Annotated in this window: 15 protein-coding genes and 2 pseudogenes; 11 read left to right on the top strand and 6 right to left on the bottom strand. The window is 72.6% G+C overall.

Annotation, left to right across the window (positions count from 1 at the left end; all coding sequences use genetic code 11):
• Positions 1 to 18 precede the first annotated feature (18 nt).
• Both ACFYTE_RS16475 and ACFYTE_RS16470 read left to right on the top strand, forming a co-directional pair.
• Positions 19 to 855 carry a family 1 encapsulin nanocompartment shell protein gene (locus ACFYTE_RS16475; protein WP_388710102.1) on the top strand — a complete coding sequence of 279 codons (837 nt, stop codon included), beginning with the start codon at positions 19 to 21 and terminating at the stop codon, positions 853 to 855.
• A complete protein-coding gene (locus ACFYTE_RS16470; protein ID WP_388710100.1) occupies positions 852 to 1109 on the top strand; it encodes a hypothetical protein in 258 nt (85 codons plus the stop codon). The genes ACFYTE_RS16475 and ACFYTE_RS16470 overlap by 4 nt, the downstream gene beginning before the upstream one ends.
• Positions 1110 to 1210: 101 nt before the next feature.
• Here the strand turns inward: ACFYTE_RS16470 and ACFYTE_RS16465 are convergent, their stop codons facing one another.
• Positions 1211 to 1969 (bottom strand): DUF1275 family protein, encoded by a 759-nt coding sequence (locus ACFYTE_RS16465; protein WP_388710098.1) that lies wholly within the window; start codon positions 1967 to 1969, stop codon positions 1211 to 1213.
• 297 nt (positions 1970 to 2266) lie between these two features.
• Between ACFYTE_RS16465 and ACFYTE_RS16460 the strand changes: the two genes are divergently transcribed.
• From ACFYTE_RS16460 to ACFYTE_RS16430, 7 genes are all read left to right on the top strand, one after another.
• Complete coding sequence (locus tag ACFYTE_RS16460) at positions 2267 to 2728, top strand: hypothetical protein (protein ID WP_388710096.1); 462 nt, start codon at positions 2267 to 2269, stop codon at positions 2726 to 2728.
• Positions 2729 to 2911: 183 nt separating this feature from the next.
• Complete coding sequence (locus tag ACFYTE_RS16455; protein WP_388710094.1) at positions 2912 to 3658, top strand: hypothetical protein; 747 nt, start codon at positions 2912 to 2914, stop codon at positions 3656 to 3658.
• 165 nt (positions 3659 to 3823) lie between these two features.
• Complete coding sequence (locus ACFYTE_RS16450) at positions 3824 to 4114, top strand: hypothetical protein (protein WP_388710092.1); 291 nt, start codon at positions 3824 to 3826, stop codon at positions 4112 to 4114.
• Positions 4101 to 6581 carry a SpoIIE family protein phosphatase gene (locus ACFYTE_RS16445; protein ID WP_388710091.1) on the top strand — a complete coding sequence of 827 codons (2481 nt, stop codon included), beginning with the start codon at positions 4101 to 4103 and terminating at the stop codon, positions 6579 to 6581. The genes ACFYTE_RS16450 and ACFYTE_RS16445 overlap by 14 nt, the downstream gene beginning before the upstream one ends.
• A 382-nt stretch (positions 6582 to 6963) precedes the next feature.
• Positions 6964 to 8106, top strand: a complete 1143-nt coding sequence (locus ACFYTE_RS16440) for a cytochrome P450 (RefSeq protein ID WP_388710089.1) — start codon at positions 6964 to 6966, stop codon at positions 8104 to 8106.
• 121 nt (positions 8107 to 8227) lie between these two features.
• Complete coding sequence (locus ACFYTE_RS16435) at positions 8228 to 8827, top strand: cysteine hydrolase family protein (protein ID WP_388710087.1); 600 nt, start codon at positions 8228 to 8230, stop codon at positions 8825 to 8827.
• 10 nt (positions 8828 to 8837) lie between these two features.
• On the top strand, positions 8838 to 9746 hold the full coding sequence (locus ACFYTE_RS16430; protein ID WP_388710085.1) for a GlxA family transcriptional regulator: 909 nt from the start codon (positions 8838 to 8840) through the stop codon (positions 9744 to 9746).
• A 128-nt stretch (positions 9747 to 9874) separates the two neighbouring features.
• On the opposite strand, the pseudogene ACFYTE_RS16425 reads toward ACFYTE_RS16430, so the two are convergent.
• Positions 9875 to 10448 (bottom strand): annotated as a pseudogene (locus tag ACFYTE_RS16425) (malic enzyme-like NAD(P)-binding protein).
• An 11-nt stretch (positions 10449 to 10459) separates the two neighbouring features.
• Positions 10460 to 10579 (bottom strand): annotated as a pseudogene (locus ACFYTE_RS16420) (SAM-dependent methyltransferase); the annotation flags it as partial.
• Positions 10580 to 10740: 161 nt separating this feature from the next.
• Here ACFYTE_RS16420 and ACFYTE_RS16415 point away from each other — a divergent pair.
• Positions 10741 to 11064: a hypothetical protein gene (locus ACFYTE_RS16415; RefSeq protein WP_388710083.1), complete on the top strand. Its 324-nt coding sequence runs from the start codon at positions 10741 to 10743 to the stop codon at positions 11062 to 11064.
• A 116-nt stretch (positions 11065 to 11180) separates the two neighbouring features.
• Positions 11181 to 12131, top strand: coding sequence for an NAD-dependent epimerase/dehydratase family protein (locus ACFYTE_RS16410; protein WP_388710081.1), 951 nt, complete (start codon positions 11181 to 11183; stop codon positions 12129 to 12131).
• Positions 12132 to 12306: 175 nt separating this feature from the next.
• Here ACFYTE_RS16410 and ACFYTE_RS16405 read toward each other — a convergent pair whose 3' ends face one another.
• From ACFYTE_RS16405 to ACFYTE_RS16395, 3 genes are read right to left on the bottom strand one after another with little or no spacing between them, the layout of a single operon-like run.
• Positions 12307 to 13641 carry an NAD-dependent succinate-semialdehyde dehydrogenase gene (locus ACFYTE_RS16405; RefSeq protein WP_388710079.1) on the bottom strand — a complete coding sequence of 445 codons (1335 nt, stop codon included), beginning with the start codon at positions 13639 to 13641 and terminating at the stop codon, positions 12307 to 12309.
• A gap of 53 nt (positions 13642 to 13694) precedes the next feature.
• A complete protein-coding gene (locus tag ACFYTE_RS16400) occupies positions 13695 to 14795 on the bottom strand; it encodes an alcohol dehydrogenase catalytic domain-containing protein (RefSeq protein WP_388710078.1) in 1101 nt (366 codons plus the stop codon).
• A complete protein-coding gene (locus ACFYTE_RS16395) occupies positions 14795 to 16285 on the bottom strand; it encodes an APC family permease (RefSeq protein WP_388710076.1) in 1491 nt (496 codons plus the stop codon). The genes ACFYTE_RS16400 and ACFYTE_RS16395 overlap by 1 nt, the downstream gene beginning before the upstream one ends.
• Between the last annotated feature and the right edge of the window lie 134 nt (positions 16286 to 16419).

Here is a 16419-nt window from a genome sequence, read left to right as displayed (position 1 = left end):
AGGAGGCGAGCCCGCACGATGGACAATCTGCACCGGGACCTTGCACCCATCTCCGCCGCGGCGTGGGCCGATCTGGAGGACGAGGCACGGCGCACGTTCACACGGCACATCGCGGCCCGCCGGATCGTCGACGTGCCCGAGCCGGGCGGTACCGAACTGGCGGGTGTGGGCAGCGGCCACCTCGCGGACGTGGCGGCGCCGGCCGAGGGGGTCACGGCGCGCGTACGCCGGTTCCAGCCCCTCGTGGAACTGCGGGTGCCGTTCACCGTCGACCGGCAGCAGGTCGACGACGTCGCGCGCGGCGCCAGGGACGCGGACTGGCAGCCGGTCAAGGACGCCGCTCGGAAGATCGCGTTCGCCGAGGACCGCGCCGTGTTCGAGGGCTATGCCGCGGCGGACATCACCGGACTGCGGCAGAGTTCGTCCAACGCCGCCCTGGCCCTGTCCGCCGAGGTACGCGCCTACCCGGACGTCGTCAGCAAAGCCCTGACAGCGCTGCGGCTCGCGGGCGTCGGCGGCCCGTACGCGCTGGCGCTGAGCGCCGAGGCGTACACCGCCGTCAGCGAGACCTCCGACTACGGCTACCCGGTGATCGAGCACATCGCCCGGGTTCTGGACGGCGACATCGTCTGGGCGCCGGCCATCGACGGCGCCTTCCTGCTGTCGAAACGCGGCGGGGACTTCGAACTGCGCATCGGCCAGGACCTGTCCATCGGCTACCTGTCGCACGACGAGACGACCATCCGGCTGTACTTCCAGGAGACGCTGACCTTCCTCGCGTACACCGGCGAAGCCGTCGTGCCCGTGCGGGCGGAGACATCCACGGCCGGCCGGCCACGGGAGGCGAGGCTGTGAAGGCCGCGGTCGTCGCAACCGGCGCGGTCGGATCGGCCACGGCCGAGACGCCGAAGGTCGCCGGCGTCACCAAGGCCCTCTGCCTCGCCGAACGCGGCGGCACCTGCCGGGAGATCGCGCACGGCGGCACCGCCGATCTGCGCTGCGCGGCCCCGCTGTCCCCGACGGCCGGCATCCGCTCCGGCGGCTCCGCCGACCTGGCGGGCGCCGCGCTCGTTCGCAGAGTCGGACAAGGGCGTCCGGGCCCTGTGTGAAGCCGCCGTACGGGCCGTCCGGGTCGGGGCCGGCTGAGCGCCGCCGGCCCGCGGCAGCACGGGGCCGCCATGCCCCGCTGACGCGTGCCCGCGCTCGATCCTCAGCCCGGCGGCGCCGGGGCCGCGCCTTGCCCGGCCGGGGCGCGACGCACCCGGATCAGCGGCTGACAGGCCGTCAGGAGTGCGCACAGGACCAGCACGGCGGGAAGGACGGCGGCCCACGCCGGAGCCGTCCGCAGGAGTGCCATGCACGCGCCCGCACCCACGATCAGGGCGCCCAGCCGGGCCGGCACCCACCGGTCCGGGCGGGCCGCGCCCACCCCCTTGACGATGTACGTGGCCAGCGTGCCGGTGAGATAGGTGGTGGGCGCCGCGGCCCGCCCTGCCGCCACCATCGCCGCCGCCTGGATCCCCATGGCCGCCGCGGCACCGAACTGCAGGACATCCCGCATCGTGTCCCCCGGCGCGCCGTCGGCGGCGGCCCAGATCCCCGCGCCCACGCCGAGCAGGACGGCCTCGCCGCCCAGGCAGAGCATCACCGGTGCCGGCCAGTGCGTGACCACGCCCGTGCGCCGCCGTGTGAGCCACGCGACCCCCGCGGCGCCCAGGCCGAACCCCGCCAGCGCCAGCAGTGCCGCCGTCACACCCGTGTTCTGCCCCCGGCCGATCGCCATTCCGAGCAGCGCGAGGTTGCTCGTCATGACCCCGGCGAACACATGGTCGAGTGCGGTGAAGGAAACGGCCTCCACCGCCCCGGAGGCCGCGACCAGCAGGACCACCGCCAGACGCAGCGCCACCTCCGGTCCGGCAGGCGGTCGCGCCGGGTGCGGTTCGGCTCCTTCTCCGCGGACCTCGCTCACAACGCCGGAGCGTAACGCAGGCGGGGCCGCCCGCCCGGGTCGCCTGGTCGGTTCGGGGTCACCCTCGTGTTGTCGGAGCGGTGAGCCGTCCGAGCCGATCCGCTCGGTCTCCGGCACCTAGGCGTACCTGCGCGAGCAGACATCGGTGTACTCGCGTGACGGCGAGTGCTGCCCGCCATGATGCGCCCTTGTGTTCGGGACCCGTCCCCGTGGTGTGCCCGCAGGAGGACCGTGGAACGGAAAGACCGTGAAAGGCCCGTGCGTACGGGCGCCGGGCATGCGGTGAGGGGCTGGACGATGGGGAGCGGAGCGCACCGGGGCGCCATGGCGGTGCTGGGGCTGGGCATGGCGGTGGCCGTCGTGGGCTGCGGGTCGGGCGGCGGAGCGGCAGATGACGGACCGGGGCGCGGCGGCTCGGGTGAGGGCGCCGAGCCGCCGCCCTCGTCCGCGGCTTCCACACCCGCCCGCGCCGGGGGAGCCGCCGACGGCACCGATGTCGCCGACTGCTTCGACGGGCGCTGCCGGATCGTGGTGACGAAGCAGCCGACGCGCATTCCGGTCGACGACCGGTTCGGGGTGGGCTCGCTGGAGGTCACGAGCGTCACGGCGCGTTCCGTGGTCGTACGGGCCTCGGGCGACGGCACGTTCCTGTCCACGTCGGTCGGCGAGGGTGGCACGGGCAGCCTGAACGGGCTGGGTTTTCACGTGGCGGAACTGCGCGACGGACACGCCGTACTCGACATCTTCCCGACGAAGTAGCCGAGCCGGGCAGGCGGCGCCGGACGGCGCGCGCCGCTCCCCGGGGCATCTGTGCCAGACCGCTCCGCTCATTGCCTTGTTCCGGCAATCCGGTTGGCGGGTGCGCTGCCGGTGGCCGCCCTGGGCGCTGCTCGGCCCCCGTGTTCCAATGCGCTGACGAGGCATTAAGGGGAGGAACGTACGGTGAGGTCGGGAAGGCAGGACGGGCTACGGGCCGGCGCATGGCTGTTGCTCGCGGTTCTGGCCGTCGGCGGCGGGGCGGCGATGGCCTACGAGATACCCGGAGCGCTGGAACGCGAGCGGGAGTACCGTGCCGCGCCGGCCTGCGCCTCGGTACCGGTGGTGGCGTCGGGCTGCCTGTGGAAGCAGGAATTCACCGTTCGCAAGGCCGACTTGCACCGCGGGAAGAAAGGCGATCCACCGGAGGCCGAGTTGTTGCTGCCGTCCGGCAAGCAGTGGGACGTGACATTCCCGCAGACCGATCCGGTGGTGTCGGAGATGGAGCCGGGCGACAAGGTCGTCGGCGTCATCTGGCACGGGCAGGTGGTCGAGGTACGGGACACCGCCGGACAGCGGCAGCAGACGTACGCCGGGCCCGTGGGGTGGCCGGAGGACCGGTTCGGCGGGACTCTCGCCTGTTTCTCGTTCGGTCTGACGGCCCTCGTCGGAGGGCTGTGGGCACTGTTCGCGCGGGGCAACCGGCGGCACGGGAGAGCCGCGGCCGTGGTGCGGTGGCACGGCGTCGGCCTGGGCGCCGCCGCCATCCTGACGCTCTGGGCGCAGGCCGCCAACGACTGGCCGATGTGGGCGATCCCGGCGATCTGGGGTCCGGTCGCGCTGCTCCTGCTCGCCTCCATGGTGGCCTTCTGCGTCGCCGCGCTCCGCGACGACCTGGACGACGACACCCCGGCCACGGTCTACAGTCCGTAAAACGATAACAACGACATAGAAAAAGATGTTATCGACGGTAATATGCCCGTTATGCTGGCTCGGGTTGCGGACGCCGGAACGGATCCTGCGCGCCGCGGCGGGGTCTGGCCGCCGACGCTGTGCCGCCTGACCGGCGACAGGCCAGGACCCGACGGACCCGGAGTCGTGCCGTCACCGATCGCGACTTTGCCGCCCGAGCGGGACCCGGACCTTGCGACCCTCGCCCGCGAGCACATACTGCGCACGATCACCACCCTGGGCGAGGGCCGGCCCGAGCCGCCGGAGGGCGTCGCGAGCCGGGTCCCGGCCCGGCTCGGGAGCGCAAGCACGGTCCTGACGCGGTCCGGGCGCGCACCGCTCGGCGACCGGCTCGATCGCATCGCCGACACGGGCGAGCCGGGTCCCGCCGCCCGGGAGACACCCGGCAGAAGGGATGGCTGCGATGCCCATATGTGAGGACACGGCGCCGATCACCAGGTGCGGAGCGGGGCGGCCGGCCGGGCCGGTGCCCGACACCGCGGTGGCGGTGATCGACGCGAAGGGCACGGTGGCCGGCTGGACGCAGTCCGCCGAGCGGCTCATCGGCTTCACCGCCGACGACGTGATCGGCCGCTCCGCCACGGAACTGCTGGCGGCGTCCGAGGACGGCGCGAAGGCATCGGCAGGCGCGCGGCGGTGCCGTGACGAGGGCGGCTGGTCCGGCCGCGTCGGCCTCCGCCATCGCGACGGCGGCCGACTCGACGTGCACGTGCGGGTTGCCCCGCTGTCCGGCCGGGGCGCAGAGACCCACTGGCTCGTCGCCGCGACCGGCCGGCGGACTGTCACCTCAGCCACCTCAGCCACCTCATCGCCGGTGCAGGGAGTGGCGCTGGAGTCGCTTCTGGCCAGCGCGCCGATCGGCGTCGCCGTCCGTGACCGGGAGTTGCGCTGCATCTGGGTGAACGACGCCTTGGAGACCCAGGACGGCATCGCCCGCGAGCGGCGGCTGGGCCGGCGCCTAGCTGAGGTGCTGCCGGGGTGCGAGGCCGACGCCGTCGAGGCGGTGATGCGCGAGGTCCTGGCGAGCGGCGCCCCGAAGGTCGACCACGAATACCGGCTGAGCCTGCCCGCGGACCCGCGCCGCGAGCACGCCTTCTCGACCTCCTTCTTCCGCCTGGACGACGCGGAAGGCGGCACGCTCGGCGTGTGCGCCATGATCGTCGATGTGACGGACCGCCAGCGGGCGCGGGAGCGGCTGGGCATCCTCAGCGAGGCCGGCACGAGGATCGGCAGCACGCTCGACGTGATGCGCACCGGGCAGGAACTCGCCGACTTCACGGTGCCGCTCCTCGCGGACTACGTCACCGTCGATCTGGCGGAGTCGGTACAACTGGGCGAGGAGTCGCAGGCCCGGCTCGGCGCGATGGGCGGGCGGATACCGGCCTTCCGCCGGGCGGGTGTCGCATCGGTCCACGAAGGGGCCCCGGAATCCCTCTGGCCGCGCGGGGAACCGGTCTTCGTCCCCGCCTCCTCGCCCTTCACCCGTGTCCTGACCTCCGGCAAGCCGCACCTGGAACCGGTCCTGGACACCTCCGCCGGCACCTGGCTCGATGAGGATCCGGGACGGGGCGAGAAGATCCACCGGTTCGGGATGCACTCCTTGATGATCCTGCCGATCCACGCGCGCGGTGCCGTGCTGGGCGTGGCGGTGTTCGTCCGCGCCGACGATCCCACGCCGTTCGACGCGGACGATCTGCTCTTCGCCGAGGACCTCGTCGCCCGCGCCGCGCTCAGCCTGGACAACGCCCGCCGGTACGTCCGCGAACGCGCGGCCGCCCTCGCGCTGCAGCGCAACCTGCTGCCACGCCGGCTCTTCGGCGGGGCCGCCGTCGACGTGACGTCCCGCTACCTGCCCGCCGACACGGAGGACGGCGTCGGCGGCGACTGGTTCGACGTCATCGCGCTGTCCGGCGCCCGAGTGGCCCTGGTCGTGGGCGACGTGGTCGGGCACGGCATCAACGCCGCGGCGACCATGGGCAGACTGCGCACCGCGGTGCACACGCTCGCGGCCATGGACCTGCCGCCCGACGAGCTGCTGGCCCGGCTCGACGACACCATCGTCCGGCTCGCCGAGGAGGACCTGGACGACCCCACCCGGACCGACGCGGTCGCGGGCGCGACGTGCCTGTACGCCGTCTACGATCCGGTCACCCGGCGCTGCACGATGGCACGGGCCGGGCACCCGCCGCCCGCGATCGTCCAGCCGGACGGCCGGGTCGGCTTCCCCGACCTCCCTTCCGGCCTGCCGCTCGGCGTCGGCATGGCCACCTTCGAGGCCGTGGAGCTTGACCTGCCCGAGGGCTGCGTGCTCGCCTTCTACACCGACGGACTGGTCGAGACGCGCGACGCGGACATCGACGCGGGGATGGACCGGCTGGGCGCCGCCCTGGCGCGGCCGGACCGTCCCCTGGACGAGCTGTGCTCGGCCGTGGTCGGCACCCTGCCGGTGCGAGCGCCGTCCGACGACGCGACCCTGCTGCTGGCCCGGACGCATGCGCTCAGCCCGTCCCGGATCGCCTCCTGGGAGCTGCCGGCGGATCCGGCCGTCGTCGGCCACGCCCGTACGCTGGCCACCGACCGGTTGAGAGAGTGGGGTCTTGAGCATCTGGCGCCCACCACCGAACTGATCGTCAGTGAACTGGTCACCAACGCCGTCCGGTACGGCGCGGGCCCGGTCACCCTGCGGCTGATCCGACACCACGTGCTGGTCTGCGAGGTCTTCGACGCCAACGACACGGTTCCGCGTATGCGTCATGCCCGCGCCACCGACGAGGGCGGTCGTGGCCTGTTCCTCGTCGCGCGACTGTCCCACCGGCACGGCACCCGCTTCACGACCGGCGGCAAGATCGTCTGGGCGGAACAGGAACTGACCCCCTCGATCTGACACGGGCGGACCACGAACAGCCCCGCGCACCCGCGTCGGCCGCGCATCGACGACGAACGCCGGGCCACCCCGACCTCGCTCGCGGCCGGGGCACCGACATGGCCACCGTGCCGCTACGGCGCCCACGCGGCGGCCGGCTCGGCGACCTCGCACGGCACCGCCTTCGCGTGGGCCGCGCCACCGTACCCGGCGACGGCCGCGCTGATCGTCGCCGGACCGAGGCGGCGGCGGGCGCGGAGACTCGCCCATGACCCGTCGCCCGGCCGGAGGGCGCGCCCGGACACCCGTGGCCCGCCTGCGACGCATCGCGCACCGGCCCTCGACCGATCCGCGAGAGCCCCGGTCCCCGGGGGCTGCGGCCTCGGTGCCCTAGTCTGGCGGCATGATCACGCTCGCTCAGCTGGCCGAGGACCCCCATCCGCATCTGGCCCGGCTGAGGGGCACCGCACCGGTGGCGTGGCTTGCGGCGCTGGGCGGATGGATGGTCACCTCACGCGCCCCGGCGCTCGCCGTGATGCGGGACGCGCAGACGTTCACCGTGGACGACCCCCGGTTCACCACCGCGCGGATCACGGGCCCCAGCATGCTCTCCCTCGACGGTGCCGAACACGCCCGCCACCGTGAGCCGTTCACCGACCCCTTCCGTCCCGCGGCGGTGCGGGACTCCTTCGCGGACACCGTGCGGCACGAGACCGACCGGCTGCTGGACGGCCTCGAAGGACGGGGGGAGGCCGAACTGCGGCGGGAGTTCGCCGGACCGCTGGCCGCCAGGACCATGGCGCGGGCCCTGGGCCTGGACGGTGTTCCCGTCGACCGGGTACTGAGCTGGTACGAGGCCATCGTGCACTGCGTGCACGAGCTGACCGAAGGACGTCCCGCCGGTGCCGAGGGCCCCGCCGCCTACGCGGCGCTGCGGGAAGCCGTCGCCGCCACGGTGGACGCCGGATCACCCCGGTCCCTGCTGGTCACCGCCGCCCGGGACCTGGACCTGCCGGACCTGGCCGGCAACGCGGCCATCCTGCTGTTCGGCGGGATCGAGACGACCGAGGCGATGATCACCAACCTCCTGTTCCACCTCCTGCACGCGCCACGGCGGCCGGCGGAACTGCGGGTGGAACCGGAGCTGCTGGACAACGCGATCGAGGAGTCCCTGCGGCTGGAACCGGCCGCCGCCGTGGTCGACCGGTACGCCACCCGGGACGTGCGGCTGGCCGGCGCGGACATTCACCGGGGCGACCTGGTCACCGTGTCGCTGGCGGCCGCCAACCGGGACCCGGACGTGTTTCCCGACCCCGACCGCTTCGATCTTCGCCGCCCCAACTCCCGGCAGCACCTCGCCTTCGCGCACGGTCCGCACTACTGCCTGGGCGCCCATCTGGCCCGTCTGGAGACCCGGACGGCCCTGCGCGCCTGCCTCGACCGCCTCGACGGCCTGCGCCCCGACCCCGACCGCCCGTCCACCGTCCGCGGCCTGGTCTTCCGTAAACCGCCCGCCCTGTGGGTTCGTTGGGACCGCCGGCACTGAGGGGCCCGCCCCGGCCCGCCGGCCCGCCGTACCGCAGCGCAGCCACGGGTGACCGGATCGGTCCGCTGCCGGACCTGATGCGGTCTGTCGCCGGCCTCCTCGGACACCGGACGCTTGAGGCATGACCCGAGCACTGATCGTCATCGACGTCCAGGAGTCCTTCCGCGCCCGCCCGCTGTGGGAGACCATCTCCGACCCTAAGATCGCCGACAAGGTGAACCGTCTGGTCCGGCTGTCCCGGCAACAAGGGGACCTGGTCGTGTGGGTCCTGCACGCCGAGCCCGGCAGCGGCGATGTCTTCGACCCGGCACTCGGCCACGTCCGGCTCATGGAAGGACTCGAACGAGCCGACGGCGAGCCGCTGATCCACAAGACCTCGCACAACGCCTTCACCACCACCAACCTGCAGCAACTCCTCACCGAGCACGGCATCCGCGACCTGACCGTGTGCGGCATCCGCACCGAGCAGTGCGTGGAGACCACCACCCGCGTGGCGAGCGACCTCGGCTACCGGGTCACCTTCGTCACCGACGCGACCGCGACCAACCCCATCGCACACCCCGATGCCCCCGCCGACCGGAGCGTCGCCGAACTGCTCGCCGACCCACGGACCCTGCCCGCCGAAGAGGTCGTACGACGCACGGAATACGCCCTCGCCGGACGCTTCGCCACCCTCGCCACGATCGACCGACTGGAAGCGGCGGCAGCACGTCGGGCATGATGACCGGATCGTGACCCATGTCGTCTTCTTCCTGGTGCCCGAAGTCCATGTGCTCGACCTGGCCGGCCCGGCGCAGGTGTTCTCCACGGCCGCCGACCTCGGGCACCCCTACACACTTGCCTACGTCGCCGAACAGCCCCAGATCCCGACCGCGCAGGGCCTGCCGCTAGTGGCCCGGCTCGACTGGCCCGACCTGGGGCCGGACGACCTGATCGTGGTGCCCGGCTGGCGGGCGACGACCCTGGCCCGAAGCCCCGCCATCGCCGACGCCTCCCTGCGGGTGCTGCGCGACCATCATGCCGGGGGCGGGACGGTGGCCAGCGTCTGCGCCGGAGCCGAGGCTCTGGGCCGGGCCGGTCTGCTCGACGGCCGACGCTGCACCACCCACCACGACGTGCAGGACGAACTGGCCCTGCGCCACCCCCGGGCGACCGTCGTCCGCGACGTCCTGTTCACCGCCGACGACCGGGTGATCACCTCGGCGGGCATCGCCAGCGGCATCGATCTGGCCCTGCACCTGGTGGCGACCCGGCACGGCCCGGCCGCCGCGGCCCGGGTGGCCCGGGACATGGTCGTCTACGCCCGCCGCAACGGGCACGAGCAGCAGTCCAGCGCGATGTTCCGGCACCGCTCCCATCTCGACGACACCGTGCACCGCGCCCAGGACATCATCGACGCCGGCTTCGACCGACCGCTTCCGCTGCACGCCCTGGCCGCGGCCGTCGGCGTGAGCGAGCGCACCCTCACCCGGCTCTTCGGCCGCGCCACCGGCCTCACCCCACTGCGCTACCAGCAGACCCTCCGCCTCGAACGCGCCGAACACCTCATCGGCCAGGGCACGACGGTCGATGCCGCGGCCCGCACCGTCGGCTTCCAGGACGCCCGCATGCTGCGCCGCCTGCGCTCCCGCACCGTCTGAACGCCCCCGTGACCGGCCGCCGTTGCCCGGCCCGGTTCATCCGTGCCACCGGACCGAACCGACGGGGAGGTCGAGGACCTTCGGGGCCTGGTCCTCCTCGGTCCGGTCCGGGCCGGAGCGCCGCGCGGTCACGATGTCACCCCGTCGCCGTAGACCGGCTCCCACATGGCCTCCCGGACGGCCCGGCCCGGGTCGGCGGGCTTGGCGGTCGCCCCGCCCCCGTCGATCGCGGCCTGGACCACGGCGGTCGCGGTGATCGCCGACGACCGCCGGAGGTCTTCCACCGGCGGCAGCAGGCAGCCGCCCGCTCCGGTCGGATCGACCTGGTCCGCGACCGCCTGCGCGGCGGCGAGCAGCATGCCCGCGGTCACATGGGAGGCACCGGAGACGATGGTGCCGAGGCCCACCCCCGGCGGGCATGGCCTCGATGCGGGAGGTGGGGTTGGAGATCGGGAAGACGATCGGCCGCTCGGTGACCGCCGTCATGGTCTCGACGACCTCGCGGGTGAACGCCCCGTGCACGGTGGAGGTGCCCAGCAGGATGGTCGGCCGGGCCCGCCGGACGGTTTCCAGCAGCGAGATACCGCGGTCGTCCCTCGTCCAGTCCGCGATGTCCGCGGGGTCGCGTGCGTAGGGCCGCTGGAAGTCGCGCAGCTCGGTCATGTCACGGGTGAGCAGCCCCTGTTTGTCGATCAGCCACACCTGTGCGGTGCGTCGACGGGGTAGTTGTCCTTGCCGCCGAGCCAGTAGTTCCAGATCCGGGCGGAGTGCGGCACGGACGTGTCGATCGTGGAGCGCGCCGCCGGGCCGGGTGTCGTCGCGGGGTCGGTCATGAGTCGTGTCCGTCTTTCAGCCGGGGCGTGGACCGTTCCCGCCCAACCTACGTCCGAACGCTCCCGCCCCACCAGCCAGTTCGGGATGATCGCCGGACGACGGCACCGACTCGTGCCCGCCCGCGGGAACTTGATCGCGGCCCGGCGCGTCCCAGACGACTGTGAAGGAACAAGGCAAGGGATGCGTCGGCCTGCTGGTGGCGGCTTTCGGTGCCGCTGTGGCGGTGGTCAGCTGGGCACCGATGGCTCGGGTCAACATAGAGGGCGGATTCGAGCAGGCGCGGCGTGACCTGAGAGTCCTCTACATCGACCTCCCTCTCATCGCGGTGGGCGGCGCCGTCGTACCGCTGGCCGCCTGGCTCCTGACGCTGCGCTGGTGCCGGCGACCGTGGCCGGCGGCGGTCGCAGCGGCCGGCGCGCTGGCCCTCGGGATATGGGGGCTGACCAGCTGGTGGGAGCCTTACGGGCGCCCCGAGTCCTGGTAGCAGGACGCGGGGGTCAAAAGACCGTTGTGCCGTCGTTGACAAAGCGGAACGACGCTCCGTATCATTTTTTCCGGAACAAGGATCCGCTTAGAGTCGGACGTCAGGAGAGTACAGAGATGATCTTGGTCACCGGAGGTCTCGGTTTCATCGGCTCCCACACCGTGCGGGCGCTCCTGGACAGGGGCGAGGACTGCGTGCTGCTCCAGCGCCGGAAGGCCGAGGTGCCGGCCTTCCTCGACGCCGCACACGTGACGGTGGAGCAAGGCGACATCACCGACCTGCCGGCGCTGCTCGACATCGGCGCACGTCACAAGATCACGGGCATCGTGCACCTCGCGACGGGTTCCATGCCCTGGCCCCCCAGCTCCGATCAGCCCGTCGAAGCGGCACGCAAGGCGCTGGGCGGCCTGTTCAACGTGCTGCAAGCCGCCCGGGACTGGGAGGTACGGCGCGTGGGCGTCGCGAGCACGATCGGCGTGTACGGCGGCGTATCCGACGAGGGCCCTCTCGCTGAGGACCTGCCCCTGCCGATGAGTTCCTTCCATGTGATTCCCACGTTCAAGAAGATCGGCGAGCTTCTCAACGCCCATCTGGCCGACGCCACCGGCATCGATGTCGTCAACTACCGCATCTCCGGCGTCTGGGGACCACGAGACCCCCACGGCGCGTTGTTCTTCGCCGCCCCCGAACTCGTCCATGCCGCGGCCCGCGGAACCGAGCCGGACCTCTCCGCCCTTCCCGGGCCCGCGTACGCGGAGGACGCGATCGACCTGTGCTACGCCAAGGACACGGGCCGGGCGATCGCGCTCCTCCAGCTCTCCGAACACCTCAACCACCGCACCTACAACGTCGGGTCAGGCCGCGCGACGACCAACGCCGAGGTCATCGCCGCGATCAAGAAGGTCGTCCCCGACGCCCGGGTCGAGCTGCCGACCGGCGGATCCGGCCGCAGGAGCTACCTCGACATCACCCGTATCCGGCAGGACACCGGGTACCAGCCCGACTACGACGCCGAACGCGCCGTGGCCGAGTACATCGACTGGCTGCGCGCGGGCCACACATACTGAGCACCCGACGCGCACCGCGGTCACCCACCCCGGCTCGCACGCCGAGGTACCGGCGTCGGCCGATGTGTGGGTCCGGGCGGCCGTCGGCCCTTTGGACCCACGAACCCGCAGGCGGCAGCCCTTCATGCGAGCCGCCCGCCCTGCACACCCCGGCGGTGCGGGCGCGCGGCGTTTTTCAGCCCACCGTGCGGATGAGCTTCCTGTTGACGAACTCCTCGATGCCGAGGCGGCCGAGTTCGCGGCCGAAACCGGACCGCTTGACACCGCCGAAGGGCAGTTCGGCACCCTCCGCGCCCACCCCGTTCACAAAGACCATGCCGGCCTCGATACGGTCGGCGACGCGCGCGGCCTGCGCGGGATCGGTGGTGAAGACGTAGGAGCCGAGGCCGTACGGGGTGTCGTTGGCGATGCGGACGGCGTCGTCCTCGTCGGTGGCGGAGAAGACCATCGCGACCGGCCCGAAGAGTTCCTGGCGGGCCGCGGCGTCGCGGGTGGTGAGTCCGGTGAGGACGCCCGCGGGGAAGTAGGCCCCGTGCCGCTCGCCGGCACTGTGCAGCGTGGCGCCCTCCGCGACGGCGCCGTCGACCTGCCGGGCCAGGGTCTCGGCCGCGGCGACCGAGGCGAGCGGGGCCCCCGTGGCGCAGGCCGACAGCCGGAGGGTGAACTTCTCCACGAACGCGTCGTACAGGTCCTCGACCACCACGAACCGCTTGGCGGCGTTGCACGCCTGGCCGGTGTTGTCGAGGCGGGCGGCCACCGCGGCCTCGACGACGGCGTCCAGGTCGTCGGTGGACAGCACGACGAACGGGTCGGAACCGCCGAGTTCGAGGACGACCTTCTTCAGGTGCCGTCCGGCGATCTCGGCGACGGCGGCCCCGGCCCGTTCGGAGCCCGTGAGGGACACACCCTGGACCCTCGGGTCGGCGATGACGTCGGCGATCTGCTCGTTGCCGGCGTACACGTTGACGTACGCCCCGGGCGGGAAGCCGGCCTCGGCGAACAGGCGCTCCAGCAGCGCGGCCGTGGCGGGGCACTGCGGGGCGTGCTTGAGGACGAGGGTGTTGCCGACGGCGAGGTTCGGGGCGGCGAAGCGGGCCACCTGGTAGGCGGGGAAGTTCCACGGCATGATGCCGAGCAGGACCCCCACCGGGCCACGCCGGACGACGGCGGTGCCGGGTCCCGAGGTGACGTCGACCGGCTCGTCGGCGAGGAACTCCTCGGCGTGGTCGGCGTAGTAGTGGTAGATCTCGGTGCAGAAACCTATCTCGCTCTCCGCCTCCGCGAGGGGCTTGCCCATCTCGCGCACGATGCTCGCGGCGAGGGCGTCGCGGTGCTGTGTGTGCAGGTCGCCGACGCGCCGAAGGAGCGCGGCACGTTCGGCCACGGTGCCGGCACGGCCCCAGGCGGTGGCGGCGTGGGCGGCGTCGACGGCCGCCGCGACCTCGGCGTCGGTGGCGGTCGGGTAGGTCTCGACGACTTTCCCGGTGGTCGGGTCGGTGACGGCGTACATGGAGTTCTCCAGGAAGGGAATGCGGGGGCAGCGGGGCAGGCGCCGGGCGGCGGTCAGGGTTCGAGGACCGTCCTGACACCGGTGGTGGACCTGAGGTCGTCGAAGGCGGCCGCCGCCTCGCTCAACGGGCGTCTCGCGCCGATCAGTTCGTCCAGCGGCAGCAGGCCGGCGAGATGGAGCCGGGCCAGCTTCGGGATGTCGATCTCCCCGACGCTGGAACCGTAGTTGCAGCCGAGGATGCGCTTGCCCTGGTCGGCGAGGTCGAAGAGGTTGAACGAGCCGGTGGCGTCGGTGGCGGCCATACCGACCAGGACGGCGGCGCCGCCGGAGGCGAGCATCCCGGGAAGCGTCTCCACGACCTTGGGGCTGCCGATGGCCTCGAACGCGTAGTCCACCCCGCCGAGTTCCCGCCGGCACCAGGCGGCGACGTCGTCGTGCGCCCCGTCGAGGGTGTGGGTGGCGCCGAACCGCTCGGCGACGGCGAGGCGTTCGGGGGAGAGGTCCACGGCGACGACGGGGTCGGCGCCGACCAGACGCAGGCCCATCACCACGGACAGGCCGACTCCGCCGGTGCCGATGACGACCGCGGACTCGCCGGGGCGTACGCCGGCGGTGTTGACGACCGCGCCGACACCGGTGGTGACGGAACAGCCGAGCAGCGCGCCGACGTCGAACGGCAGTTCCCGGGGAACCTTCACGGCGGCCGACTCGGGGACGACCAGACGGTCCGTGAACGCGCCGAGACCGAGGTAGGGCCAGATCTCCTCGCCGTCGGCGCCGGAGAACGGGGTGCTCCCGTCGGGGAGGGTGTTGCCCACGGCCTTGGTGCCGGTGCACAGCCAGGCCTGGCCCGCCGCGCACCGGCGGCAGCGGCGGCACGGTGCGAACCAGGACAGCACGACGTGGTCGCCGGGCCGTACGGATGTGACGCCGGTGCCGGTGCCGGTGACCACGCCCGCCGCCTCGTGCCCGAGGACGAGCGGACGGTCCGTCGGCCAGTCACCGGCGACGACATGCAGGTCGGAGTGGCAGACACCCGCGGCACGGACCTCGATCTCGGCCTCGCCGGGTCCGGCGGGCCGCCGGGAGACCTCGCGGATGTGCAGGCCACGCTCGGGGTCGAAGACGACGGCGGGGGAGAGTGGGGACGGCATCAGGACGTTTTCACCTCTTCGGAGTTCGGGCTCGGCACGGCTTCGGCGAGCTTGGTGTGGGGTCGGGCGGCCAGGACATAACCGAGGCCGAGGAGAAAGAGGACCGAGAAGACCAGGACCACGGCCCAGACCTGGATCCAGCTGCCGCCGACGGGGGCGAGTTCGGTGCGCGGCCAGGCGATGTTGACCGCCTCGAACAGCAGCCACACCACCGCGAGGACGTTGACGACGAGACCGGTGCGGCCGAGCCTGACCTGTCCGGCGCCCGGGTTCCAGCGGCCGGTCAGCCGTGCGACGAGCGCCACGACGGCGACGGCGAGAAAGATGAAGTAGAAACCGCCGGAGCCGAACGCGATCAGGGTGGCCGCCGCGTTGCCGTTCAGGCCGAGCAGCAGACCAAGACCGGCGAGGACGGCGGTGGCGATGAGCGAGACATACGGGATCTGCCGGTCGCCGACGGTCGCCAGCGTCGCCGAGAACGGCAGTTGGCGGTCGCGGGCGAAGGCGTACACGGCGCGGCCGATGTAGGTCTGGATGGAGATGGCGCACGCGAAGAACGCGATCAGTACGACGACGATGAACGGTTTCTCGCTCCAGCCGCCGAGCCCCGCGGTGACGGCCTCGAAGACGGGGTCGGTGACGGAGCCGGACACGGCGTCCTCGGGAGTGTTCAGCGCGAGCGTCACGGCGAGCCCGGTCAGCAGGACGGTGAAGGCGACGAAGAGGTAGGCACGCAGGAGGGCGCGTGGCACGCTGCGGCGCGGCTGTTCGGTCTCCTCGGCGACCTGCGTGGTGGCGTCGAAGCCGAGGAACGCCCAGCCGGCCACGGCGAGGCAGGTCAGGAAGCCGGCCGTCACGGAACCGCCCGAGGCGCCCTGCGCGCCGAGCGTGTCGAACAGCATGCCGAAGCCGTTGTGGCGGGCGAACACCAGGAGGATCAGGCTGACCGCGATCGAGGCGACACCCTCGGCGATGATGCCCGCGTTGAGGAAGTGCTTGACCGGGTCGACCCCGAGGAGGTTGATGCCCAGCGCCACGACGACGAAGACCACACCGAGCAGCACATGGACGGTGGCCGACGGAGTGCCGCCCGCGAACAGCAGGTACAGCCAACTGGCCCCCAGATAGGCCACCGTGGTGAGCGAGGCGACCGCCGAGGCTAGGTAGATCCAGCCGACCAGCCAGCCCAGTCGCGGCCCGGCCAGCCGGCGCACCCACTGGTAGACACCGCCGGTGATCGGGAACTGGGACGACAGTTCCGCGTAGACCACGGCGACGAGCAGTTGGCCGAGGAAGGCGACGACGACCGCCCAGATCCAGGCCGGGCCTGCGAAGACGAAGCCCAGCTGGACGACGGCGTAGATGCCGACCACGGGCGAGATGGTCGCGAACCCGATCGCGAAGACGGCCCACGCCGACAGGGTTCGTCTCAGTTCCTGCTGATATCCGTACTCGGCCAGCTCGCCGGCATCGGTGCGAGTGTCGTCCACCTTGGTCTCCTGACAGTGATGCGCGTCGGTCCGCCGCGCACTGCGACCCTGCCGGGTGTGGTGCCGGTGCCCTGGGCGCGGCCGGTGCGGAGGTTCGCGAGCCGTCCGGGGCACGCCCGTGAGCGGCGGTTTTC

This window comes from Streptomyces sp. NPDC004629 (assembly GCF_042873595.1).
Lineage (GTDB): Bacteria > Actinomycetota > Actinomycetes > Streptomycetales > Streptomycetaceae > Streptomyces.
This window is presented reverse-complemented; position numbering and strand designations above follow the sequence as displayed.